Origin of the sequence: Chitinilyticum aquatile DSM 21506 (assembly GCF_000430805.1) — a bacterium.
GTDB lineage: Bacteria > Pseudomonadota > Gammaproteobacteria > Burkholderiales > Chitinibacteraceae > Chitinilyticum > Chitinilyticum aquatile.
The window spans coordinates 191,332-215,362 of record NZ_AUMS01000001.1 but is presented as its reverse complement, the minus strand read 5'-3'; the positions used below and the strand labels follow the sequence as shown (position 1 = coordinate 215,362).

Sequence of the window (24,031 nt, the reverse complement as noted above, 5' to 3'; positions counted from 1 at the left end):
GCCATCAGGCAATACCCAGCATTTCTTCGGCATGCTGGCGTGTGGTTTCGGTAATGGTGACGCCGCCAAGCATGCGGGCGATTTCGGCGACGCGCTCGGACCGATCAAGCACCGTGATGGCGCTGACCACGCCAGCCTCGTCGCTGGTCTTGCTGACCTGCAGATGCTGGTGGCCACACGCGGCAACCTGCGGCAGATGGGTGATGCACAGCACCTGCCGCGACTCACCCAGCTCGCGCAGGCGGCGACCGACGATTTCGGCGACCTTGCCACCGATGCCGACATCCACTTCGTCAAAAATCAGCGTGGGCACTGCGGCCACCTTGCTGGTCACCACCTGCAGCGCCAGCGAAATGCGCGACAGTTCGCCACCGGACGCCACTTTGGCCAATGCACGCAAGGGTGCGCTGGGGTGATTGGCGACCTGCAGCTCGACCTGCTCAAGACCGAACGCCGCCGGTGCCTCAAGCGGCAGCAGCGTGATGGCAAAGCGCGAAGAGCCGAGTGCCAGCTCGGGCAATTGCGCATTGACTGCCATCTCCAGCTCGCCCGCTGCCTTGCCGCGTGCGGCGGACAGCTGGGCGGCCTGCTGGCGGAAAGCTGCCTCGGCCTGCTCGACACGGGCCTGCAGCCCTTCCAGCCCGCCCGTGCCGCCGAGCTCCGAGAGGCGCTGCTGCCATTCCTGCAACTGTGCCGGTAGCGCCTCCGGTGGCAGACGGAATTTGCGGGCGGTCCGGAACACTGCATCAAGCCGCGCTTCAACCTCGGCCAGCCGCGCCGGGTCCAGCTCCAGCCGGTCAGCGTAGTGCCTGAGTGCGTGAATGGCGTCGGCCAGTTGCGCCTCGGCACCTTCCAGCAGCTCCAGCGTTTCGTTGATTCCCGCATCGTAATCGGCCAGCCCGGCGAGCTGATGCTGCACACTGGCAAGCCAGCTCTGGCAGTTCTCGTCGCCATCAGCCAGCACCGTCAGGCCACCCTGCACACCTTCGATCAGGCTGGCGGCGTGGTGCAGACGCTTGTGCTCGGCCTGAAGTTCCGGCCATTCGTCTTCTGCCAGATTCAGCGCCGCGACTTCGTCGATCTGCCATTGCAGGCGCTCGCATTCGGCCTCGAAAGCCGCGCGATTCTGTTCGGCATCCTGCAACTCGCCGGCCAGCGCCTGCCAGTGGCGATACTGCTCGCGCACGCTGCGCGCCAGTTCGCTCGCCTGCGCGTAGTCATCCAGCAGGGCGCGCTGCGCATCTGCGCGCAGCAGCGACTGGTGCGCATGCTGGCCGTGAATGTCGACCAGCAGCTCGCCCAGATTTTTAAGCTGCGCCAGCGTCGCCGGCGTGCCATTGATCCAGGCGCGGCTTTTCCCCGCCGCGTCGATCACGCGGCGCAGCAGCAGATCACCGTCATCGCCCTGCAGCGATTCAGCCGCCAGCCATTCCTCTACTTGCGGCAGCGCTGCCGTCACGAATACCGCATTCAACTCAGTTCGCTCGGCCCCCTGCCGCACCATCCCGGCCTCGGCCCGCTCGCCGAGCAACAGGCCCAGCGCGTCAATGAGGATGGACTTGCCAGCGCCGGTTTCACCGGTCAGGACCGAAAGGCCGGCACTGAAATCCAGTGCCAGCTCGCGAACGATGACGAAATCACGCAGATGCAGGGAATGCAGCATGTGGATTTTCCTGAAGATTCTTGAGGCCTGGAATGGCTGCTGGCGCCATCACAAATGACGGCAGTGCGGCCGAAACGAAGAAATCACAGCAACTTTTCACCCCAGCGCAGCTTGGCGCGGAGCATGTCGTAGTAGTTGTAACCCAATGGATGAAGGATCGTCAGCGTGTTCGGGTAGCGGCGGATGATCACGCGATCCATTTCGCGGATTTCGCAGTCGCTCTGGTTGTCGAAATACACGCGCGAATCCTGGCCGCGGGTCAGCAGGAAGGCGACTTCGGCCGTATCGCTGACCACGATCGGCCGGTTCGAGAGCGACTGCGGGCAGATCGGCACCAGTGAAATTGCCGGCACGGTGGGATGCAGGATGGGGCCGCCCGAGGCGAGTGCGTAGGCGGTCGAGCCGGTCGGAGTAGACACGATCAGGCCATCGGAGCGCTGGCTGTAGACAAACTGCTGGTCGATGAAGATTTCGAATTCGATCATCGAACCGATCGAGCCGCGGCTGAATACCACATCATTGAAGGCCAGCGAGCGATGTATCTCGCTGGAGCCCCTGAGAACCCTTGTTTCCAGCAGAATACGCTGCTCGGGTATATACTCGCCACCAAGGATGCGCGGCACGATGGCTTCCATGTCGTGCAGCGGGATGTCGGTCATGAAACCGAGCCGGCCCTGGTTGATGCCGATCAGCGGAATATTGCAGGGCGCCACCAGCCGCGCGACCGACAGCATGGTGCCATCGCCGCCCATGACGATGATGGCATCCGAAAGCTGGCCAATGGCATCGCGCCCGACACGCTCGAACTGGGTAATGCCGTGTTCACTGGCGACCTGCGCTTCCAGCAGCACATGCACGCCGCGCCGCTGCAGCAGCGTGGCAAGCTGGCGCAGGGGTTCGCCCAGAGCGGGGGTGGCAAGGCGTCCGACGAGGGCTACCGTTTTGAACAAACTTTCCATGTCTTGTAATCGCGGGTCATTGCCCGCAATTAAACACACATGACCGGTTAAAATCCAGCGCCATGATGAACGAACGTGCACAAATCCTGCTTCGCACCCTGATCGAGCGCTATGTCTCGGAAGGGCAGCCTGTCGGCTCGAAAACCCTTTCGCAGCATTCCGGGCTCGACGTCAGTCCCGCGACCATCCGCAACATCATGGCGGAGCTGGAGGACCTCGGCTTCATCGCCAGCCCGCACACCTCCGCCGGCCGTATCCCGACACCGCGCGGCTACCGCTTTTTCGTGGATACGCTGCTCGCCAGCCAGACCCTGTCGCGCGAAGCGCCAGCCACCTCGCCACTGCCAACGGATACACCGCAACACAGCATCGAAGCGGCTTCGCAGCTGCTGTCGCAGCTCACGCAGTTTGCCGGTGTGGTGCTCACGCCACGCCGGCAGGAGCTGACGCTCAAGCATGTCGAATTCCTGCCGCTCTCGGACCGCCGCGTGCTGCTGATTCTGGTCACGAGCGACGGCAGCGTGCAGAACCGCATCCTGCACACCGAGCGCAACTTCAGCGCCGTCGAGCTGCTGGAAGCCGGCAATTTCCTCACCCAGCACAGTGCCGGGCACACGCTTTCCGAGCTGGTCACGCTGGTACAGCGCGAGCTGCTACGCCTCAAGGGCGATATCGTCGCGCTGATGAATGCGGCCGTTGAAGTCGGCAGCAGCAGCGCCGTACAAGGCGAAACCGTACTGGTCTCGGGTGAACTGCAACTTCTCGGCGTGAGCGAACTCTCAGCCAACGTCAGCCGCGTGCGGCAATTGCTCGAACTCTTCGAGCAGAAAACCGCCCTGCTGCAATTGCTCGACCAGGGCTACCGTGCCGACGGCATCCAGATCTACATCGGCGGCGAATCCGGCCTTGCGCCCCTGGACGAATGCTCGGTGATCACGGCGCCCTACCATGTGAACGGCAATGTGGTCGGCACGCTCGGCGTGATCGGCCCCACCCGCATGGCGTATGACCGCGTGATTCCGATTGTCGACATTACCGCCCGACTGCTGTCGAGCGCCCTTTCCATACAAAGCAGCCATTCATGAGAACAATGAAAAAACTCATCCGCACTCTTGGCATCGCCGCCCTCCTCGCCACCTCGGCAGCGCAGGCCGACGAAGCCCTCGTCGCCCGCGACGATGTCAAAGTCTATCTCGATGAAATCAGCGCGCAATACGGCTTCAACCGCGCGGAACTCGACACGCTGTTTCTGCAGGTCACCCCGAAACCGAACATCCTGAACTTTTTTGACCGCCCGTCCACCTCGAAGCCCTGGTATGAATTCCGCCCGAATTTCGTCACCCAGGGCCGGGCGATTTCCGGCGCCAAATTCTGGCGCGCCAACGCGCCGCTGATCGAGAAAATCAGCAAAGCCTATCAGGTCGAGCCGGAAGTCATCCTTGCGATCCTGAATGTGGAAACGGGCTACGGCAAAAACCAGGGCAGCTTCCGCGTGATCGACGTGCTCTCGACGGTCGCGTTTGATTACCCGCGCCGTGCAGAGTATTTCCGCCGCGAGCTGACCGAATTCCTGCTGCTGGCCCGCGCGGAAGGCTGGGACCCGCTGGTATTCAAGGGCTCGTACGCCGGCGCCATGGGCTGGCCGCAATTCATGCCCTCGTCCTTCCGCAACTTCGCGCAGGACTGGGACAAGGATGGCCACCATGACATCTGGAAAAACCCGGGCGATGCGCTGGCGAGCACAGCCAATTACCTGAAGGAACACGGCTGGCAGCAGGGCAAGTCGGCTTACGCCCCGGTGAATTTCAATGGCGATGCCGAGCCGCTGCTGGCGGAAAAATTCAACCTGAAATACACGGTTGCCGAGCTGATGGAGAAAGGTGTGCAGCCGCTCACCGAACAGGATACCCGTGAAAAAGCGGTGTATTTCGCGCTGGAAACCGAGCCGGGCGTGACCAGCCACTATCTGGGCTACAACAATTTCTACGTCATCACTCGCTACAACAAGAGCACGCTGTATGCGACGGCCGTGCTGCAGCTGGCCGACGACATCAAGGCGGCGTACGCCAGCGGGGCTGACCTGGAGACCAAAGCTAAAGCCCCCGCAAAGAAACCGGTAGCGAAACCGGTGCAGAAGCTCTGGTAAACCGGCCAAGTTTATACATGATGATGTATCGGTCCATGAGCCTTTCTCTAAAAAGGCCATGGGCCGATACCCGAAGATCAGCCCCTCCCTCTCAGCCCTGACCCACTACCGCACCAGCGCGAATATCCACATACCCTTGCGCTGGTAGTGCGCCAGCAGTTCGTCAAGCATCACCAGCACGCCGCCGGCGCAGGAAGCGGTCGAGCGCAATACAAAAAATAACAACGGTTTTGCTGCCTAGTACATCGCATGCCAAAAAACCAAGCACGGGTACTTTGGCAAGAAACCATGGCCTGTCCCCTATTTCGCGGCACTGCAAATCAGCGGCGTTTGCTTGCTTCTCTCCCTGGCAGGCAACGATGGTCCCGCTAATGAGTAATGAAGGCGCTTATTTGATGCCTGCCACCTTGCCGATGTCGAGCATCATTTCCGGCTCGGCCAGCGATGCAAGAATTTGCAGATGCACGTGTGCGTTGAGCTTTTGCAGGTTCTCGAATTTCAGCGGCCCGCCGAGCGCCAGCGCCGGAACAAAACCATAGAGCATATCGTGATCCAGCGGTCCGAGGTGCTTTAGCGCATAGTCAAACCCGCCGTTTTGGCCGTGCTCGTCTTTCTGGTCGCAGTAACTGTAACTCAGAGTACGGAACCAGAGCTGAGCAACACGTTCCATGCCAATTTCTGCGATGTCTGCGCTGCAGTCATCAGGGTAAATTTGTCCATAATTGCATTTAACCCGCACAGCTGGCCCACTCTTTTCCCCCCACAGGTAAAAATCACCAAAGGCACTGCGCGCGAGCACGTGCCAGGCGTCCTGCTCCAAGAGGCCGGTCGGTTCGAGGAACAGTTCCATGTCCTCGTCCCAGTCGGCGGGGTTAACTAGCCACAAGCGACCATTGCCCCATGCACTCCAACCGTACAGTTGCCATAGCTGCAATACTGTATTGGGCAGCTTGCCGCGATACTGCGCGATGACATCGTCAGTCACCGGTTGACTCAGAGTTGCCGGGCCAAAGCCCTTGAAATTGTAAAAACTATCAAGCCACTGCTCCATGTCAGTCTCCTATTTGCAGCGTTTCAGTTCTGTGTTCATCTTGGTATTGGCGCGCTCGGCTTCGGGTACCGATTAAGCATACTCATCGAGATCATCGACGCGGTACTTCCATTGCGAGCCGAGCAAAGAATTAACGCCTCTATCGCACATTGTCATTTTGACAGCATTGAAAAACAGGGGAAGACCACGGTATTCGCATCCAGGAAAATGACTTGTGTCACCCATAGGAAATGGGCTCGCCGCGTTTCGGCCCCGGCTTCATGATCAGCAAGGTGTCCTGCAAGCGCTGTCGACACGCATCGGCAAAGGCAATCGCTTGCACGGCATCATTCTGAAACTGCTGGTATTGTTCCCGGCTGAGCGCATAATACTCTTCGTAATCGACCAGGCCATTGCTCACAGGAATTGAGAGATAGTACTGCCCCGAGTCGGTTTCCTGACCGATGGAATAGCCATGCTCTCTTGAAAAGCAGGTGTCGTTGAATTTCATGATCAAGGCTTAAAGGAGGACCCCACTTGCGGCCATATTGAAAAGCAGTTGGATATTTTCACGTCAGTCATCGCTGCATTTTCATAGCTTCGCTTGCTACTTCATGCAGCAAGTCGGAAAGTTCATGATCAAAGTTATCAATGTCGAGCGCTGCAATTTTCCCAAGCATCATGTTGCTCAGCTGGGCAAAGTCCGTAGCTTTTCCATTCTCCAAATCTACCAGATACTGAAGTTGGTCAATTACGGACTGCAATGGAAACATATAGGGAGCCCGCTGCAATGCCAGTTTTGATTCTGCGAGCGCTTTCTCGAACAATTGGATTCTATTCATTGATTGGGCTGCCATGACTTGTGAAAAACAGGGAACGAACCGGGTTTTCGCTGCCCGGCAAATCAAAGGCCATGCAAATTTGGTACGGATGCAATAGCCAAAAATCATGGTCTGCCCCCTGTTTCGTAGCGCCAATCTCGATGGCAAGGGCAAGACCAGGAAACCTGGCAGCGAAGCCCGCGCAGAAGCCCCGGCAAACCGGCCAGGCAGATACATGATGATGTATCGAGCCATAGCCCCTTGCTTCAAAAAGGCCATGGACCGATACCCCAAGATCAGCGCACGCACCTCAGCCCTGACTCTCTACCGCACTCAGCTCGAATTTCCACACGCCCTTGCGCTGGTAGTGCGCCAGCAGTTCGTCGAGCATGGCCAGCACACGGCCGGCATCGGCACAGAAAGCCACGGCCGGGTGGTAAATCGGCAAGCCCTCGAACACATTGCGTGCGGTTTCTTCATCGTGGGTCAGGCGCCGGAAGCGGTCGAGCGCAATGCGGATCAGCGTGTTTTCCGTACTGTGCGAGGCATCCTGGCTGCAATCGGCCAGCAGGCGAAAACGATAGCCATGCCGCTCGAATTCCACCTGCCGCCCCGCCCGGCGCACCGCGAGATAATTGCGGGCATTGGGCGGAAGATCCTGCTGCCGAATATAGTCGGCCAGCACGCTGTCGGGATCGGATCCGAGCAACGTGGCTTCGATCACATCGCCGTGAATGCGGACGATGTGAAAACGGAACAGGACATTCATTGACTCGCTCATCGATCCGGCCGGCAGGCGACGTATTCGGAAGCATCATGATAAACCTGCCGGCAGGACTTGCTGCACCTGCGCAGCGTAGCCGTTGCATGAACGGCACGCCGCGCAACGGATCACTTGCGCAGTTTCAGCCCTGCGAGCGCTGAAGCCATCGCGCCCTGCGGCTCGGAATGGCGCTGCTGGCCAGCCTGCTGGCGGCGTACGTCGTTGCGAGAAGCGCCGGGCTTGCCGCTCTCCTTTGCCGGCGCAACATCGTCGCCCAGGCGCATGGTCAGCGCGATGCGCTTGCGCGGTACATCGACTTCGACCACTTTCACCTTCACTACCTGCCCAGCTTTCACCACCTCGCGCGGGTCCTTGACGAACCTGTTCGACAGCACCGAAACATGGACAAGGCCATCCTGGTGTACGCCGATGTCGACAAAGGCTCCAAAATTGGCGACGTTGGTTACCACGCCCTCCATGACCATGCCGGGCTTGAGATCCTTGATGTCCTCGACGCCCTCGGTGAACGTCGCGGTCTTGAACTCGGGGCGCGGGTCGCGGCCAGGCTTGTCGAGCTCGGCGAGAATGTCCTTGACTGTGGGCAGGCCGAAGCGCTCGTCGGTGAAATCAGAGGCATTCAGGCTTTTCAGCGTGCTGCTGTCACCGATCAGCGCGCGGGCATCCTTCTGCACTTTCGCGAGGATTTTCTCGACCACCGGATAGGCTTCCGGGTGCACCGCCGACGCATCAAGCGGGTTCTTGCCATTCATGATGCGCAAAAAGCCCGCTGCCTGCTCGAAGGTCTTGTCGCCCAGGCGCGGCACTTTTTTCAGCTCGCTGCGGCTGGCAAACGCGCCATTCTCGTCACGGTAGGCGACGATATTTTCGGCCAGCGTCGGGTTGAGCCCGGAAACACGCGTCAGCAGCGCGGCAGACGCCATGTTCACATCCACCCCCACGGCGTTCACGCAATCCTCGACAGTGGCATCGAGATTGCGCGCAAGACGGGTCTGGTTCACGTCATGCTGGTACTGGCCTACACCGATCGATTTCGGGTCAATTTTCACCAGCTCGGCGAGCGGGTCCTGCAGGCGGCGGGCAATCGACACTGCGCCGCGCAGCGATACATCCAGCTCGGGAAATTCCTTCGCGGCAAGCTCGGACGCCGAATACACCGAGGCACCGGCCTCCGATACAACGATCTTCTGCAGCTTGCCGCCAGCGGCCTTCACCAGCTCAGCTGCCAGCTGGTCGGTTTCGCGGCTCGCCGTACCGTTGCCGATGGCAACCAGCTCGACCTGGTGCTTGATAACGAGCGCGGCAAGCACCGCCAGCGATTTATCCCATTCGCGGCGTGGCTCGTGCGGGTAGATGGTGGCAGTATCCAGCAGCTTGCCGGTGGCATCGACCACGGCCACCTTCACACCGGTACGCAGGCCCGGGTCCAGCCCCAGCGTCGCGCGCGGTCCGGCGGGAGCGGCCAGCAGCAAGTCTTTCAGATTGGCACCGAAAACACGGATGGCCTCTTCTTCAGCGGCCTCGCGCAATTCGCCCAGCAATTCGGTTTCCAGGCTCACCGCGAGCTTGGCACGCCAGCACAGGCGCACGGTGTCCGACAGCCATTTGTCGGCAGGGCGGCCCGCGTTTTTCACGCCAACCGTCTCGGAAATCGTCACCTCCATCGGGCTGACCGGCAGCGGCGCTTCGATTTCTTCCGGCAATGCCAGAGCCAGGCTCAGCACCCCTTCGTTGCGCCCGCGCAGCATGGCCAGCAGGCGATGCGAAGGTACGCGGGCCAGCGGCTCGTGGTGGGCAAAGTAATCGGCAAATTTGGCGCCCTCGTTCTCCTTGCCTTCAACGACGCGGCTGACCAGCTCCGCGCGTTCGCGCAATGTCGCGCGCAGTTTTTCCAGCAACGCGGCGTTCTCGGAAAACTGCTCGATCAGGATGGCGCGCGCACCATCGAGCGCGGCCTTCTCGTCAGCAATCTGATCGTTGATAAAGGCCGCCGCCTCGGCTTGCGGATCGCGCGACGGCTCGGCCAGCAAGAGGTCGGCCAGCGGCTGCAGGCCGGCTTCGCGCGCGATCTGGGCACGGGTACGGCGCTTCTGCTTGTAGGGCAGGTAAAGGTCTTCGAGACGCTGCTTGTTCTCGGCCATTTTCACGTCGAATTCCAGCGCGGGTGTCAGCTTACCCTGCTCCGCGATGCTGGCAAGGATGCTGGCGCGGCGGTCTTCCAGCTCGCGCAGGTAGACCAGGCGCTCGGCCAGATTGCGCAGCTGCGTGTCATCCAGCCCGCCGGTGACTTCCTTGCGGTAGCGGGCGATGAAGGGCACGGTAGCGCCTTCGTCGAGCAGTTGTACTGCGGCGTTGACCTGGGCTTCGCGGCAGGCCAGTTCACCGGCAAGGCGCTGGGCAATCGAGGGCAGCATGGCAATCCTGATGTGTATGCAAAAGAGGCGGGATTGTAGCCCAGGCTTTGCCCCCCCAAAAGCATTCAATCCGGGACATGCCGCGCAGCGATGCACACTTGCCACGCCAGCCAGCGCCGGGACTAGTCGGCAGGGCCGGTTTGCTCTAAGGTTGCACTTTCACGTTTTGCGGAGCCGGCTCATGAGCGTCATTGCCGTATTCAACCAGAAAGGCGGGGTGGGAAAAACCACCGTAACGGTGCATCTGGCTGCAGCACTGGCGCGCAATGGCGTGGAAACCATCGTCATCGATCTGGACCCGCAAGCGCACCTGACCTCGGTATGGCGCCCGCAGACCAAGGTCAGCGAATCGATCTACACCTTTTACCAGGGCACCACGCAGCTGCTTGATCTGGCCCGGCCGCTGGATCGCCATGTCCACTTCATCCCCTCGCACATTGAGCTCTCGCGCATCGACGCACAGGTCAGCCGGCATCGCGACAACCTCTGGCGCCTCAAGCTGGCACTGGAAGCCGAAATGCTGGCCGGCAGCGACATTCCCATCATCATCGACTGCAGCCCGATGCTGGGGGTGCTGGCCTTTTCCGCACTGCTCGCCGCCGACATGGTGCTGATTCCTGTTGCTGCCGAATATCTGGCACTCAACGGCGCGCACCTGCTCGACAATACGCTGGCCGGTCTCGAGAAATTCCAGCCGCGCGTGCCGCGTCGCTATCTGCTGAACCGCTACCAGACCAATTCGCCCACCTCGCAGAAAATCCTGCAGCAGCTCAATCGCCACTACCCCGGCGAAGTGCTGCAGACGCGCATTCACGAGAACATCGACATCATCGAGGCCATCGGCGCCGGCACCGACGTTTTCACCTCGACGCCCAATGGCAGCGGCGGCACCGATTTCGCCTTCCTGCTCGACGAGCTGGTCGAGCAGGGCCTGATGCACGCCACGCCGTCCAGCCGCGAGCAGTCGCTGCTCAGCCTCTGAGAACCTGTTCATGATCTTTTCGCGCCAGCGTTCATGGCGGTGCCGGCAAAGCACAAGGCGCGGGTCGCGCCGTGGTGCAAGCACCACAAGCGGCACGTAACGCGGTGATCTGTCGGCAAGGCCATGAACCCGAAGGGCCGGCCCGTAAAACGGTCATTCACTGTGTTGCACTCCTTGCCAATAACGCGTTATTGGCTGCGTCGTACGCCGTGTGCCTGACCGTTTTACGGGCCGGCGCTGACGTGAAAAGATCATGAACAGGTTCTGAGCCGCGCTGGCACATGCCAGTGTGCAAATGTCGGCCTTTCCTGCGCTGCACAATGGTAAACTGCGCGCTCGCGATCCAATCCGGCCGCAAGTAAAACCGACTCTGCCATGTTCGAACTCCTCCTCGGCCTGCGCTATACGCGCGCCAAACGCCGCAACGGCTTCATCTCCTTCATTTCGCTGGTATCCATTCTCGGCATCGCGCTTGGCGTCGCCGCGCTGATCATCGTGCTCTCGGTCATGAACGGCTTTCAGGAGGAAGTGCGCAACCGCATCCTCGGCATGACCGCCCACATGACGATTGCCGCACCGGATGGCCAGCTGTATGACTGGGAACACGCCGCCGACATCGCCAGCCGGCATGATCAGGTACTGGGCAGCGCACCCTTCGTGCTGGGCCAGGGCCTGCTGACCAGCGGCGAGCAGGTCAAGGGTACGCTGGTGCGCGGTGTCGATCCGCAGCATGAAGCGGCAGTGAGCGAGATTCCGCAGAAAATGGAGATCGGCAAACTTGATGACTTGAAAGCCGGCGAATTCAACATCGTGCTGGGCTGGGAAATGGCGCGCGAGCTGGGCGTGAATCTGGGCGACAAGGTCACGCTGATCACACCGCAGGGCCAGGTTACGCCGGCAGGCATGATTCCGCGCCTCAAGCAGTTCAAGGTGGTTGGCGTATTCAAGGCTGATTACTATCCCTACGACGCCGGGCTGGCGCTGCTCAACATCCAGGATGCGCAGCGCCTGTTCCGCATGGGCGACGCGGTCAGCGGCGTGCACGTCAAACTGTCCGACATCATGCTGGCACGCCAGCTGGCACCGAAAATCAACGTCGAGCTGCCCAATCTCTATGTGAATGACTGGACGCACGAAAACCCCACCTACTTCCGTGCGGTCGAAATCGAAAAGCGCATGATGTTCATCATCCTGACGCTGATCGTCGCCGTTGCTGCCTTCAATCTGGTTTCCACACTGGTCATGCTGGTGACCGACAAGCAGGCCGATATTGCCATCCTGCGCACACTGGGCGCATCGCCCGGCAGCATCCTGCGCATTTTCATGATCCAGGGCGCGATTTCGGGCTTTGTCGGCACAGCCGCCGGCGTAATCGGTGGCGTACTGGTGGCGAAAAACATCGGCGTCATCGTGCCGCAGATCGAACGCCTGATTGGTGCCCGCATCCTCTCGGCCGATGTCTACCTGATTACCGAGCTGCCCTCGCGCGTAATTCCGGGCGATGTCGTGAGCATCGCGATCATTTCCCTGCTGCTGGCACTGCTGGCTACCGTTTACCCGAGCTGGCGCGCCGCGCGCATCAATCCGGCCGAGGCACTGCGCTATGAATAATTCCGCCCTCCACACAAGCGAACAGCCTTCTGGCGAACTCATTCTGAGTGCGCAGGGACTGGGCAGAACCTACCAGAGCGGCAAGCTGGCCACGCCCGTTCTGCACGATGTCGATTTCAGCCTGCAGCGCGGCGAGATCGTGGCGATTGTCGGTGCTTCCGGCTCGGGCAAATCCACCCTGCTGCACTGCCTGGGTGCACTTGACCAGCCCGATGCCGGCAGCGTCAGCCTGCTCGGGCAAAATCCGTTTGCGCTCGATAGCCGACGCCGTGGCGATCTGCGCAACCGCCACCTCGGCTTCGTTTACCAGTTCCATCACCTGCTGCCCGAATTTACCGCTGCGGAAAATGTGGCGATGCCGCTCTTCATCCGCCGCATGCCGCGCAAAGCGGCGCTCGAGCAGGCCGAAGCGATGCTGGAAAAAGTGGGGCTGGCGTCACGCACGCACCACAAGCCGGGCGAGCTGTCCGGTGGCGAGCGCCAGCGCGCGGCCATTGCCCGCGCACTGGTCACACAGCCGGCCTGCGTGCTGGCCGACGAGCCCACCGGCAACCTCGACCGCGACACGGCCGATAGCGTCTTTGCCCTGATGCTCGACCTGGCGCGCGATCTCGGCAGCGGCATCGTGATCGTCACGCACGATAACGAACTCGCCGCACGCTGTGACCGGACGCTGAAGCTGACCCACGGCCGGCTCGAAAACTAGAGCACGGTCAGGCAGCGGCTTGGCCGCAGATCATACTTGTACACGTATGCACCCATAGCCATTCACCAGAAATGGCCATGGGCATATACCCTCAATGATTAAGGTCACCCAGAAAATCGCCCTTGCCCAGTGGCACGCCGTTGTGACGCAGGATGGCGTAAGCCATGCTCACGTGGAAGTACAGGTTGGGAAGCGCGAAGTGCAGCAGGTAGAAATCTCCCTGCAGGGGCTGATCGGGCAGCCAGGGCAGCGTGATCGATTTCTGGCCGACCTCTGCCAGATCGTCCGGGCGGAAACTTTCCAGATAGGCCTGCGTGCGGCGGATGCGTTCCTGCAGCTCGGGAAACGTTTTTTCATCATCGGCAAAGCTCGGCGCCGTCTGCCCGGACAGGCGCGCCAGCGCGCCCTTGCTCACGTCCGACGCAATCTGCACCTGGCGCAGCAGCGGGTACATATCGGGTGCCAGCCGGCTTTGCAGCAGCACCTGCGGATCGATCTTGCGCTCGACAGCCCATGCCTCGGCCTTGTCGAGAATGGCGGCCAGATTGCCGAGCATGCGGTGGCAACTCGTGGCGATCACTTTGTAATGCGTCAGGGTCATGGGGAGCTCCGGGTCCGGTGGAGAAAGAAGCTGCAACTGGCATTGCTTGCCAAGCAGCGGCAATGCTGGTGTACTTGGGCTTTATAAACGCTGGCAGCAGCACTTCCCAGCACTGTTTTATCCATTTGCAGGAGATTTACAGGATGTTCAAGGAATTTCGCGAATTCGCCATGCGTGGCAATGTGATCGATCTGGCCGTCGGTGTCGTGATCGGCGCGGCATTCGGCAAGATTGTCGACTCTCTGGTGAAAGACGTGATCATGCCGCCGCTGGGCTTCATCATCGGCAAGGTGGATTTTGCCAATCTGTTCGTCACGCTCGCGGAGGGCAAGGTCGCCGGCCCCTACGCCACATTGAAAGCTGCACAGGACGCCGGCGCGGTTACCATGAACATCGGCATGTTCATCAACACGCTGATCAGCTTCATCATCGTGGCCTTTGCCATATTTCTGGTCGTCAAGGCGATGAACAAACTCAAGCGCGAAGAAGCGCCGGCACCGGAAGCGCCAGTTGCCACTCCGGAAGACATCGAACTGCTGCGCGAAATTCGCGACCTGCTGAAAAAGTAAGGGTATGGCCATGCAGCCATTCATTTGAAAACGCTGCAGCCACATACCCGCCAAAATAGCATTTATTCCGGACAACAAAAAACCCGCCAAGGCGGGTTTTTTGTTGCTCACTCCAGGGCTGATCAGCAGCCGTAGGGATGACGCAGCACGATGGTTTCCTCGCGATCCGGGCCGGTCGAAACGATATCGATCGGGGCTTCGCAGACTTCGGCAATGCGTTCCAGATACTTGCGGGCGTTTTCCGGCAGGTCTTCCCACTTCTTCACACCGAAGGTGGACTCGGACCAGCCCGGCATGGATTCGTAGACCGGCGTGCAGCGGGCGATCTGCTCGGCACCCACCGGCAGGATATCGATCTTTTCACCGTCGAGCATATAGCCGGTGCACAGTTCGATGGTTTCGATGCCGTCCATTACGTCGAGCTTGGTCACGCACAGGCCGGAAACACCGTTGATCTGGATCGAGCGCTTCAGCGCAGCGGCATCAAACCAGCCACAGCGACGCGGACGGCCGGTCACGGAACCGAATTCGTTGCCACGCTTGGCCAGACCAGCGCCGACATCATCAAACAGCTCGGTCGGGAACGGACCGGAACCCACGCGAGTGGTGTAGGCCTTCACGATGCCCAGCACATACTGCAGCATCTGCGGCGCAACACCTGAGCCGGGCGCTGCGGCACCGGCCACACAGTTGCTGGAGGTCACGAACGGATAAGTGCCATGATCGATGTCGAGCAGCGTGCCTTGTGCGCCTTCGAACAGCAGCGGACGGCCCGCCTTGTTCATGTCGTACAGCGTGCGCGACACGTCGGCCAGCATCGGACGGATGCGCTCGGCGTGCTTGAGCGTATCGTCGTAGACCTTCTGGAAATCAACCGGTTCGGCCTTGAAGTAGTTCACCAGCTGGAAGTTGTACCACTCGAGGTTTTCCAGCAGCTTGGCGGCAAAACGCTCCGGATGGTAGATATCCTGCAGACGGATCGAGCGACGCGCGATCTTGTCTTCGTAAGCCGGGCCAATGCCGCGACCGGTGGTACCGATTTTCTTCTCGCCCTTGGCGGCTTCGCGCGCCTGATCCAGTGCGATGTGGTACGGCAGGATCAGCGGACACGCTTCGGAAATGCGCAGGCGGCTGGCAACATCGATGCCGGCAGCGTCGAGCTCGTCGATTTCCTTCAGCAGGGCTTCGGGCGAAAGCACAACGCCGTTGCCGATAAAGCAGGCCTTGCCTGCATGCAGGATGCCGGAAGGAATCAGGCGCAGTACGGTTTTCTTGCCACCGACCACCAGTGTGTGACCCGCATTGTGACCGCCCTGGAAGCGCACCACACCCTGGGCGTGATCGGTCAGCCAGTCAACAATCTTGCCCTTGCCCTCATCGCCCCATTGGGTGCCGATCACGACGACGTTTCTGCTCATTCAAAACCTCGATGCCGTTTCAGTTGCAATTGATTCTTTGCACTACACAAGACAAGGCACGGGAACGCTCATCAAAGGCGTTCCCGTGCCGTAAAAACGCAATCATACCTGCTGTTAGGGTTTTCCGCTAACCCATAGTCAGCGAAATCACCTGCCACTGGTCTCCCGCCTGCTGCAGCTTGCGGTCGTACGCCACTTCGTCCGCCTGCACCCCCAGATCGACAATGACCGTTTCGCCCTGCTGGCGCAGCGCGCGAATCGCAGCGACGAGTTCCGGCGCATCACCGGCAGGAGCAAGAATACCGGGCTTGACCGAGGGAAATGGCAGTTGCGTGAGCGCGCGCACATCAAGGCTGAAGCCGGTGGCAGGACGCGAGCGGCCGAATTTCTCGCCTACCGAGTCGTAGCGGCCGCCACGGGCCACCGCATTGGCAAAACCCGGTGTGTAGGCATTGAAAACAAGGCCGGTATGGTAATAGCTGCTGTGCAGTTCGGAGAGGTCGAAACCGATCTCGATGCCGCGCACTGCCAGTGCCTGCTGCAGCGACTCCAGTGTATCAAGCGCAGCGGTCACCGCCGGCAGCGCCGGCAGCGCTGCACGTGCTTCAGCCATAACGCCGCCATCGCCATAGCAGCTGGCCAGAGCCAGCAGGCCGGCAGCAGCTTCAGCGGAAAGATCTGCCGTCAGCTCGCGCAAGCCCGGCGAATCTTTCTGCTGCAGGGCCACGAAAACCTGCTCCCGCAACTCGCCACGCAGGCCGGCGGCATCGGCCAGTGCGTTGAAGAGGCCCAGATGACCGATTTCAAGACGCAGATCGGTAACACCAGCCAGCGAGAGGCTTTCTACCATCAGCTCGACAATTTCGACATCGGCAGCAATGCCGGCAACACCATAAATCTCGGCTCCAATCTGGCGCGGCTCGCGCGTGGCCAGAATGCCGTCGGGGCGGGTGGTTACCACCGAACCGGCATAGCACAGCCGGGCAACGCCTTGGCGATTGAGCAGATGGGCATCGATCCGTGCTACCTGCGGCGTGATATCGGCGCGCAAGCCCATCTGGCGGCCAGTCAGTTCATCCACCAGCTTGAAGGTTTTCAGGTCCAGTGCCCGGTCATCCTGCGTGAACAGGGATTCAACGTACTCGACCAGCGGCGGCTGCACCAGTTCGTAGCCGTAGCGTGCGAAAAGATCCAGCAAATTGCGGCGCATGGCCTCGATTTGACGTGCTTCGGAAGGAAGAACGTCGGAAATATACTCGGGAAGAATCCAGTTTCGCATTGTCTCGGACACACACAATAAGGCCCGCGCACGACATGGCGCGGGCAAAACATCATTTTATCGTCAAGCAGCGAGCATGACCACGGCGCAGCCTGCCAGCAGCCCACCCAGACCGATCAGCCGGATCTGGCGATCGGGCAGCGCGGCCAGATTGAGCATGGCATTGCGCCAGAGCGCCGGCATCGCGAAGGGCATCATCCCTTCGAACACCAGCATCAGCCCCAGCGCCATCCAGGCGGAGTCGATCACTTGGCGCCTCCCGCGCGCGGGTTCTTCATGTACTTGAAGAATTCGGAGCTGGGATCAAGCACCATCACATCGCTCTTCTTGCCGAAGCTTTCCTTGTAGGCATCCATGCTCTTGTAAAAGGCATAGAACTCCGGATTCTTGCCATAGGCGGCGGCATAGATTGCCGCAGCCTTGGCGTCACCCTCACCCATCATGCTTTGCGCCTTGTTGTAGGCATCGGCGAGAACAATTTCCTTCTGCTTGTCGGCATCACCGCGGATCTTGTCGGCCTGAGCCGCGCCTTCCGAGCGCAATTTGTTTGCTTCAGTCTTGCGCTCGGAACGCATGCGCTCATAGACCGAATTCAGTGTGGCTGTTTCAAGCTCGACACGCTTGAGGCGAACATCGACAATGCGCACGCCAATGGCTTCCGCATCGGCATCAGCCACCTTGCGCAACTCGCGCATGACTTCATCGCGTTTTCCGGTGATGACGTCCTGGACTGTGCGCTTGCCGAATTCGTCGCGCAGCATCTTGTTGACGGTAGAACGCAAGCGTTCGGTTGCCTTGAGTTCGTTCAGACCGACCGCCTTGTAATACTTCTCCACATCGGCAATCTGCCACTTGATGTAGGTATCGGCCAGCACGTTCATCTTTTCGGAAGTCTGGATGCGCGCCGGCGTTGACTCATCAATGGTCTGGATGCGACGGTCAAAGCGCTTCACTTCCTGCAGAAAAGGCACTTTGAAATAGATGCCCGGTTTCTGGATGATGCGCTTGGCTTCGGAAAACTGGAAAACAACGGCGCTGTGTTTCTCGTCAACGGTAAAGAATGACAGGAAGAAAGCAAACAGCCCGAGCAATACCGCAGCGGCAATGGTAATCAATCGATTCATGGCTTATTCCTTTCAACGGCCTTCGCGTTCAGCGTTGCGCAGCGGCGCTGCTGCACGCGGGGATTCGGCAGACGGCTTGATGGCTGGCGTTTCTGCCGCCTTTGCTTCGGAAACCGAAGCGGGTGCACCACCGTCACTCGCCTGAATGAGCTTGTCCAGAGGCAGGTAAAGCAGATTGCCTCCAGCCTTCTGATCAATCAGCACCTTGGTCGAGCCTTTCAGCACCTGCTGCATCGTGTCGTAGTACATGCGGTCACGTGTAACCTGCGGTGCCTTGGCATATTCGGCAGCGATCCTGTTGAAGCGATCCGCTTCACCCTCGGCGCGCGAAACAACCTGCTGCTTGTAACCCTCGGCTTCCTGCAGCAATTTTGCAGCCGTACCGCTGGCGCGCGGCACCACTTCGTTGTAATAAGCCCGACCTTCATTGATCAGCCGGTTCAGATCCTGCCTGGCCTTCACTGCATCGCTGAAGGCCTCCTGCACTTCCTTCGGAGCCTGAACGTCACCAATATTGACCCGGGCAATGGTTACGCCGGACTTGTAGCGGTCAAGCAGCTTCTGCATCAGATCCTTGGTGTCATCGCTGATCTTGCTGCGCCCCTCGTTAAGCACGGCATCAACCTGACTGCGCCCTACGACCTCGCGGATTGCCGATTCAGCAACCTGGTTGACCAAATCGCTGCCGTCTTCTTCCTTCAACTTGTTATTGAACAGATAGTCACGCGCATTATTCAGCGTGTACTGGACACTGAGCTGGACTTCAATGACGTTCTGGTCCGCGGTAAGCATCATGTTGCCATCCGCGCCTTTCATTCCCAGTTCAACCTTGCGGATTTCGGTCATGTTGACCAGTTCGCTGCGCTGGACCGGCCAGGGCAGATGCCAGTGCAGGCCGGGCGAGGTGACCGTATCGACATAACGTCCGAACTGGGTAACAACGGCGTTTTCCCGTTCGTCAACGATATAGAGGCCACTGGCGGCCCAGAGGGCCAGTACAACGGCCGCGACAATACCTGCGCTACCGGATCCGAAACCGCCGTTACCGGAAGGCTGCACCGGATTGCGCCCCCCGCCAAACAGCGTGTTTACCTTGGCGCTTAACGAACGGAAAATCTCGTCGATTTCCGGCGGGCCATCCTTGCGGCCACCGCGTTGCGGATCATTGCTCATTCATCTTCCTTGACGGATTGGTTCATTGTTTCAATCAGTGCGCGACGCAGCTCATCAAGCCCCAGGCCCTGCTTCGCACTGACGCGCGCAGCAATCACCCTGCCTGATTCGTCATATTCGAGGCCTGCCGGCTGGTCGCGCAAATCGATTTTATTCCAGACCAGCAATTGCGGAATCTGTTCCGCACCGATTTCATTTAATACCTTGTTGACTTCACTGATCTGCATATCCCGCAAGGGATGGCTGACATCCACGACATGCAACAGAAGGTCAGCTTCGACCGTTTCTTCCAGCGTTGCCCTAAATGCAGCAACCAGTGTATGTGGCAGTTGGCGGATAAAGCCCACCGTATCGGAGATAATGACGGAATGCTCGGAATCAAGGTAGAGCTTGCGCGAAGTTGTGTCCAGTGTTGCAAACAGCTGGTCGGCTGCATACAGCTTGGCCTTGGTCAGTGCATTGAAAAGCGTCGATTTCCCGGCATTGGTATAACCAACGATGGACACGGTGAATTCGCCCCGGCGCTGCCTCGCCCGGCGCTGCGTACTGCGCTGTTTCTGGACTGTGGCGAGCTGGGCCTTCAGGCGCTTGACACGACCACCGATCAGGCGCCGGTCCGTTTCAAGCTGTGTTTCCCCCGGTCCGCGCAGGCCAATCCCGCCCTTCTGACGTTCAAGGTGAGTCCAGCCACGAATCAAACGGGTCTGGATGTGGGCGAGCTGGGCCAGCTCGACCTGCAGCTTGCCTTCCGACGTGCGCGCACGCTGGGCGAAGATGTCCAGAATCAGGGTAGTCCGGTCAAGCACACGACACTGCAGCACTCGCTCGAGATTTCGCTCCTGTGCGGGTGAAAGCTGGTGATTGAAAATGACCAGCTCGGCACCATGGGACCTCACGGCCAGCGCAATTTCTTCCGCCTTGCCCGTACCCGCAAAGAAAGCAGGATCAGGACGCGAGCGCTTGCCTTCCACCACATGGAGCGGAGTAACGCCCGCAGAGCTGACCAGCTGCACGAATTCATCGACATCATCGCGATAATCGGGATCACCAAAATCGAGGCAAACCAGAATGGCATCCTCGCCCTTTTTATGTCGCTCAAACATCACTCACTCGCGGGTAAAGTACAGAAATCATGCAGAAAGTCAAAAACCCCGCTAGGGCAAGCCCTGCGGGGTACCTTAACTTCCAGGCTGTCAGGCTTCGAGAGTCGCGGCAGACGGCGAGTCGTGCGGAATATTGACAGGACGGGATGGAACAACGGTCGAAATGGCATGTTTGTAAACCATCTGCGTAACCGTATTGCGCAGCAGGACGACATACTGATCGAACGACTCGATCTGACCTTGCAACTTGATGCCATTGACAAGATAGATCGACACTGGCACGTGTTCCTTGCGAAGGATATTCAGAAACGGGTCCTGCAACATTTGCCCCTTGGCACTCATTTTTTAGTTCTCCGACTTTTGCGTTATTTGGTACCACAATAAATGGGTTCGCAGTTAACTGCGTCTTACGCTTATAGTACAGCCCCCGTAAAAAGCCAATAGGTAGATCCACCTAAGCAATTTGAAAGCTTCTACTTTTTCGCCTTTTTACCAGCCAGCTTGCTGCGATGTTTGGTCTTCATCCGCGGGTTCATCTTGGCGGTTGCCGCAGGCTTGACTTCGAACGGATTATCGCTCTTCTTGAACTGTACTCGCAGTGGCGTCCCCTGTAACTTGAACATTTTGATGAACGTATGCTCAAGATAGCGCCAGTATGAGGCAGGAACCTGCTCCAGCGCATTGCCGTGAATCACAACTACTGGCGGATTTGTTCCACCCTGGTGCGCATAGCGCATTTTGGGACGGACTTTGCCAGCCAGCGGGGGCTGCTGGCGCTCCAGCGCAAGCTGCAGCGCGCGGGTCAGCTTGGGCGTCGGGATTTTCACCATCGCCGCAGCATAGGCCTGATCGATCGAGCCAAACAGATCCGCAACACCCTTGCCCTGCAGTGCAGAGATATGGTGAAACTTGGCAAAATCAAGAAAAGCCAGCTTGCGGGCAATATCACGCTTGATCTGGTCTTTCTGTTCCTGGGTTGCCACTTCCCACTTGTTGACTGCCACCACCAGAGCTCTGCCCGCTTCAAGCACGAAACTGGCTACACGTGCATCCTGATCCGACACATCTTGCGTGGCATCGAGCACCAGCACGGCAACATTCGCATCCTCGATCGCCTGGATGGTTTTCACGACCGAGAACTTCTCGATCATGTCGGTCACTTTGCCGCGACGGCGGACACCTGCCGTATCGATAATGGTGTATTGACCGCCATTACGCTCGAAATCGATGTAAATCGAGTCGCGAGTGGTTCCAGGAGCATCAAAGGCAATAACCCGGTCTTCACCAAGCACGGCATTCACCAGCGTTGATTTCCCGACATTGGGCCGCCCGACAATCACAAACTTCGGATGGTCGGGCTCTTCCTCCGGCTCCGGCTCGGGAAAATCGGCCAGAATGTCATTGATGAGCGTGCGGACCCCTTCGCCATGGCTAGCAGAAATCGCGGCAGGCTCGCCAAGCCCCAGCTCGAAGAACTCGGAAGTAACGATGCTCTGATTCATCCCTTCGATCTTGTTGACCGCAAGCCATACGGGACGGGAGCCCTGCCGCAGGCGATTCGCAATGATCTTGTCATGCGGCGTGAGCCCGGTACGGCCATCAACAATGAAGACAACAGCATCGGCTTCATCAACGGCCTGCAGGGTCTGCTTGGCCATTTCAAACATGATGCCTTCGTCGACAACCGGCTCGAAACCACCGGTATCAACGACCAGATAGGGTTTTTCACCCACGCGGCCGTGTCCGTAGTGGCGATCCCGCGTCAGGCCGGGCTGATCTGCCACCAGCGCATCACGCGACTTGGTCAACCGGTTAAACAGGGTTGATTTGCCAACATTCGGCCGGCCAACCAGAGCAATCGTGGGTTTCATCAAATTCCTTACTTCACACCATATGCGTACAAACCACCCTTGGCGGTCTGCACCAGAACCAGATCATCCGCCAGCGGCTGCGGCGGTACAACAACACGTGCGCCATCGGTTGGACGCTGGGCAACAAACGCACCATCCTCACGATTCAGCCAGTGCAGATAACCTTCAAAGTCTGCCACCAGCAGATAGGGCCCGGTGATTGCCGGCGCACTCAGGGCACGGAATGCCAGCTTGTCCTGCCGCCACAGGTTACGCCCCGTCGTGCGGTCAAGCGCGACGACCGCACCTTTATCATCGGTAAGATAGACGCCCTGCTCGTCCATCGTCAGGCCGGACCAGCTGGATGCCTCACGCGTCCAGAGCAGCGTCCCGGACTGCGCATCAACGCAGGCCACCCGACCCTGGAACGCCACGGCACACACATTGCCATTGGCAACCACCGGAGTTGCAACGATATCAGTCACGCGCTCAAGCTCGGACACGCCGCGTGGCAGCGCAATCGGAGCATCCCAGCGCACACGACCATCCGCCATGTTGAGAGCCACCATCCGGCCTGCCGGCAAGCCCACATAGGCGACACCATCACTGATCAGGGGGGCGGCAAAATTCCGCAACAGCAGACCGGGCTGCTGGCGTTGATAGAACCACTTCAGGGCGCCATCCTCAGTGCTGAATGCTGAAATACGGCCATCCACACTGCGAACAAGCACGAGCCCGTTGCCGACGGCCGGTGGGGCAATCACCTCGCTGGTAGCGCGAGCTGTCCATAGCTGCTGGCCGGTATGACTGAATGCAATGACCTCACCCTTCAGAGTCCCCACAACGACCAGCTTGTCATCCAGGCCAACTCCACCGGCAATCGGTCGATCCAGCGTCACGGTCCAGCGGGCTTGCCCGCTGGCTTTGTCCAGCAGCGCTAGCTGGTTGGGAGCTCCGGCAACAGCGATCGTGTCACGCCCGATCGCAGGGCGGAAACGGTAATCGGTGCTCCCGCCGATTGACGAGCTCCAGCGCACCGAGGTCGCCGCTTTCTGGGCGACCACTGGCAACGAATTGGGTTCCGGCGCATTGCTGGTCGTACCGCATGCGGTGAGCAGCAGCAGTACGCAGGAGGCGATTCCGAAATGCTTCATCGACATCATTTGGCTCCAAGGGCGTCGATCTTGAATTCAATCAGGCGGTAATTCGGTAGTTCCTTGCTGGTTTTGGCCAGGGCCTGCTGATAGGCATCACGGGCCGCCCCCTTGTCTCCCTTGAGGAGGTAGGCATCGCCGCGCATTTCGGCAAAAATGGCCGAGAAGCTGCTTTCTTCCGGCGCCTTGACCAGTGCCAGCGCTTCATCATACTTCTTGTCATCCAGTGCAATGCCTGCCAGTCGCAGACGACTGAGATCGCGTACCGTCGCTTCTGCGGAATGATCCAGCGCCCATTGCAGTTCGGCGCGCGCGGCAGGAGCCTGCCCTTGCGTGTAGGCCAGCATGGCGGCCAGCAGCGCACCACGCGAGGCATAGGCCGTCCCGGCATAGCTTTCCTTCAGCGTCTGCAGCTGTTTCTGGAATTGAGCCGGATCAGCGGCCACATCTTGGAGCTTGATGAATTCTGCGCTCGCCTGTTCATTCACATGGCGTTGCCATGCCTGCCATCCCTGCCAGGCGAGAAAGCCCAGCAAGGCGGCCAGCAAGACCGCTGCCAGATATCGCCCCCAGTCGATCCACCAGGCCTTCAGTTGGGCGAGTTGTTCCTGTTCTTGCAAATCAAATGCAGCCATTCGGGTAACCCC

General features: G+C 59.5%; 25 protein-coding genes. 6 read left to right on the top strand and 19 right to left on the bottom strand.

What is annotated here, in order from left to right:
- Window positions 1-4: 4 nt before the first annotated feature.
- Together recN and H559_RS0101055 are read right to left on the bottom strand one after the other, a co-directional pair.
- Window positions 5-1,663, bottom strand: a complete 1,659-nt coding sequence (gene recN, locus H559_RS0101060) for a DNA repair protein RecN (protein ID WP_028451152.1) — start codon at window positions 1,661-1,663, stop codon at window positions 5-7.
- An 83-nt stretch (window positions 1,664-1,746) separates the two neighbouring features.
- The gene (locus H559_RS0101055) at window positions 1,747-2,622 is read right to left on the bottom strand and encodes an NAD kinase (RefSeq protein WP_028451151.1); all 876 of its coding nucleotides are present in this window, start codon (window positions 2,620-2,622) and stop codon (window positions 1,747-1,749) included.
- Window positions 2,623-2,684: 62 nt separating this feature from the next.
- Between H559_RS0101055 and hrcA the strand changes: the two genes are divergently transcribed.
- Window positions 2,685-3,707: a heat-inducible transcriptional repressor HrcA gene (gene hrcA, locus H559_RS0101050; protein ID WP_028451150.1), complete on the top strand. Its 1,023-nt coding sequence runs from the start codon at window positions 2,685-2,687 to the stop codon at window positions 3,705-3,707.
- Window positions 3,704-4,768 (top strand): lytic murein transglycosylase B, encoded by a 1,065-nt coding sequence (gene mltB, locus H559_RS18280; RefSeq protein WP_245579313.1) that lies wholly within the window; start codon window positions 3,704-3,706, stop codon window positions 4,766-4,768. The genes hrcA and mltB overlap by 4 nt, the downstream gene beginning before the upstream one ends.
- A gap of 388 nt (window positions 4,769-5,156) precedes the next feature.
- Here the strand turns inward: mltB and H559_RS0101035 are convergent, their stop codons facing one another.
- The 6 genes from H559_RS0101035 to H559_RS0101015 form a co-directional block, all read right to left on the bottom strand.
- Entirely contained in the window at window positions 5,157-5,819 is a 663-nt protein-coding gene (locus H559_RS0101035) for a GAD-like domain-containing protein (RefSeq protein WP_028451149.1), read from the bottom strand.
- Between the two features lie 72 nt (window positions 5,820-5,891).
- Entirely contained in the window at window positions 5,892-5,969 is a 78-nt protein-coding gene (locus tag H559_RS23370) for a polymorphic toxin type 15 domain-containing protein (protein WP_373277337.1), read from the bottom strand.
- 67 nt (window positions 5,970-6,036) lie between these two features.
- Complete coding sequence (locus H559_RS0101030; RefSeq protein WP_028451148.1) at window positions 6,037-6,309, bottom strand: hypothetical protein; 273 nt, start codon at window positions 6,307-6,309, stop codon at window positions 6,037-6,039.
- Between the two features lie 67 nt (window positions 6,310-6,376).
- A complete protein-coding gene (locus H559_RS0101025; RefSeq protein ID WP_155845241.1) occupies window positions 6,377-6,898 on the bottom strand; it encodes an immunity protein Tsi6 family protein in 522 nt (173 codons plus the stop codon).
- A 31-nt stretch (window positions 6,899-6,929) separates the two neighbouring features.
- Entirely contained in the window at window positions 6,930-7,388 is a 459-nt protein-coding gene (locus tag H559_RS0101020) for a hypothetical protein (RefSeq protein WP_028451146.1), read from the bottom strand.
- 122 nt (window positions 7,389-7,510) lie between these two features.
- Window positions 7,511-9,814, bottom strand: coding sequence for a Tex family protein (locus H559_RS0101015; RefSeq protein ID WP_028451145.1), 2,304 nt, complete (start codon window positions 9,812-9,814; stop codon window positions 7,511-7,513).
- Window positions 9,815-9,995: 181 nt separating this feature from the next.
- Between H559_RS0101015 and H559_RS18275 the strand changes: the two genes are divergently transcribed.
- From H559_RS18275 to lolD, 3 genes are all read left to right on the top strand, one after another.
- The gene (locus tag H559_RS18275; RefSeq protein WP_051278789.1) at window positions 9,996-10,796 is read left to right on the top strand and encodes a ParA family protein; all 801 of its coding nucleotides are present in this window, start codon (window positions 9,996-9,998) and stop codon (window positions 10,794-10,796) included.
- A 375-nt stretch (window positions 10,797-11,171) separates the two neighbouring features.
- Window positions 11,172-12,407: a lipoprotein-releasing ABC transporter permease subunit gene (locus H559_RS0101005; protein ID WP_028451144.1), complete on the top strand. Its 1,236-nt coding sequence runs from the start codon at window positions 11,172-11,174 to the stop codon at window positions 12,405-12,407.
- Window positions 12,400-13,113, top strand: a complete 714-nt coding sequence (lolD, locus tag H559_RS0101000; protein WP_051278788.1) for a lipoprotein-releasing ABC transporter ATP-binding protein LolD — start codon at window positions 12,400-12,402, stop codon at window positions 13,111-13,113. The genes H559_RS0101005 and lolD overlap by 8 nt, the downstream gene beginning before the upstream one ends.
- Window positions 13,114-13,204: 91 nt before the next feature.
- Here lolD and H559_RS0100995 read toward each other — a convergent pair whose 3' ends face one another.
- Entirely contained in the window at window positions 13,205-13,714 is a 510-nt protein-coding gene (locus H559_RS0100995) for a DUF1993 domain-containing protein (protein ID WP_028451142.1), read from the bottom strand.
- 143 nt (window positions 13,715-13,857) lie between these two features.
- On the opposite strand from H559_RS0100995, the gene mscL reads away from it, so the two are divergent.
- Window positions 13,858-14,283, top strand: a complete 426-nt coding sequence (gene mscL, locus H559_RS0100990; RefSeq protein ID WP_028451141.1) for a large conductance mechanosensitive channel protein MscL — start codon at window positions 13,858-13,860, stop codon at window positions 14,281-14,283.
- A 122-nt stretch (window positions 14,284-14,405) separates the two neighbouring features.
- Here the strand turns inward: mscL and H559_RS0100985 are convergent, their stop codons facing one another.
- The 10 genes from H559_RS0100985 to H559_RS0100940 form a co-directional block, all read right to left on the bottom strand.
- A complete protein-coding gene (locus H559_RS0100985) occupies window positions 14,406-15,701 on the bottom strand; it encodes an adenylosuccinate synthase (RefSeq protein ID WP_028451140.1) in 1,296 nt (431 codons plus the stop codon).
- A gap of 127 nt (window positions 15,702-15,828) precedes the next feature.
- Window positions 15,829-16,980 carry an ATP phosphoribosyltransferase regulatory subunit gene (locus tag H559_RS0100980; RefSeq protein ID WP_028451139.1) on the bottom strand — a complete coding sequence of 384 codons (1,152 nt, stop codon included), beginning with the start codon at window positions 16,978-16,980 and terminating at the stop codon, window positions 15,829-15,831.
- A 63-nt stretch (window positions 16,981-17,043) separates the two neighbouring features.
- Complete coding sequence (locus H559_RS0100975) at window positions 17,044-17,229, bottom strand: DUF2065 domain-containing protein (RefSeq protein WP_028451138.1); 186 nt, start codon at window positions 17,227-17,229, stop codon at window positions 17,044-17,046.
- Window positions 17,226-18,104, bottom strand: a complete 879-nt coding sequence (hflC, locus tag H559_RS0100970; protein ID WP_028451137.1) for a protease modulator HflC — start codon at window positions 18,102-18,104, stop codon at window positions 17,226-17,228. The genes H559_RS0100975 and hflC overlap by 4 nt, the downstream gene beginning before the upstream one ends.
- 12 nt (window positions 18,105-18,116) lie before the next feature.
- A complete protein-coding gene (gene hflK / locus H559_RS0100965; RefSeq protein ID WP_028451136.1) occupies window positions 18,117-19,277 on the bottom strand; it encodes an FtsH protease activity modulator HflK in 1,161 nt (386 codons plus the stop codon).
- Window positions 19,274-20,380: a GTPase HflX gene (hflX, locus tag H559_RS0100960; protein WP_028451135.1), complete on the bottom strand. Its 1,107-nt coding sequence runs from the start codon at window positions 20,378-20,380 to the stop codon at window positions 19,274-19,276. Before hflX ends, hflK begins: the two co-directional genes overlap by 4 nt.
- Before the next feature lie 90 nt (window positions 20,381-20,470).
- Window positions 20,471-20,722 (bottom strand): RNA chaperone Hfq, encoded by a 252-nt coding sequence (hfq, locus tag H559_RS0100955; RefSeq protein ID WP_028451134.1) that lies wholly within the window; start codon window positions 20,720-20,722, stop codon window positions 20,471-20,473.
- 131 nt (window positions 20,723-20,853) lie between these two features.
- Window positions 20,854-22,251 carry a ribosome biogenesis GTPase Der gene (der, locus tag H559_RS0100950; RefSeq protein WP_028451133.1) on the bottom strand — a complete coding sequence of 466 codons (1,398 nt, stop codon included), beginning with the start codon at window positions 22,249-22,251 and terminating at the stop codon, window positions 20,854-20,856.
- A gap of 8 nt (window positions 22,252-22,259) precedes the next feature.
- Window positions 22,260-23,390 (bottom strand): outer membrane protein assembly factor BamB, encoded by a 1,131-nt coding sequence (bamB, locus tag H559_RS0100945; RefSeq protein WP_051278787.1) that lies wholly within the window; start codon window positions 23,388-23,390, stop codon window positions 22,260-22,262.
- A complete protein-coding gene (locus H559_RS0100940; RefSeq protein WP_028451131.1) occupies window positions 23,390-24,019 on the bottom strand; it encodes a YfgM family protein in 630 nt (209 codons plus the stop codon). The genes bamB and H559_RS0100940 overlap by 1 nt, the downstream gene beginning before the upstream one ends.
- Window positions 24,020-24,031 lie beyond the last annotated feature (12 nt).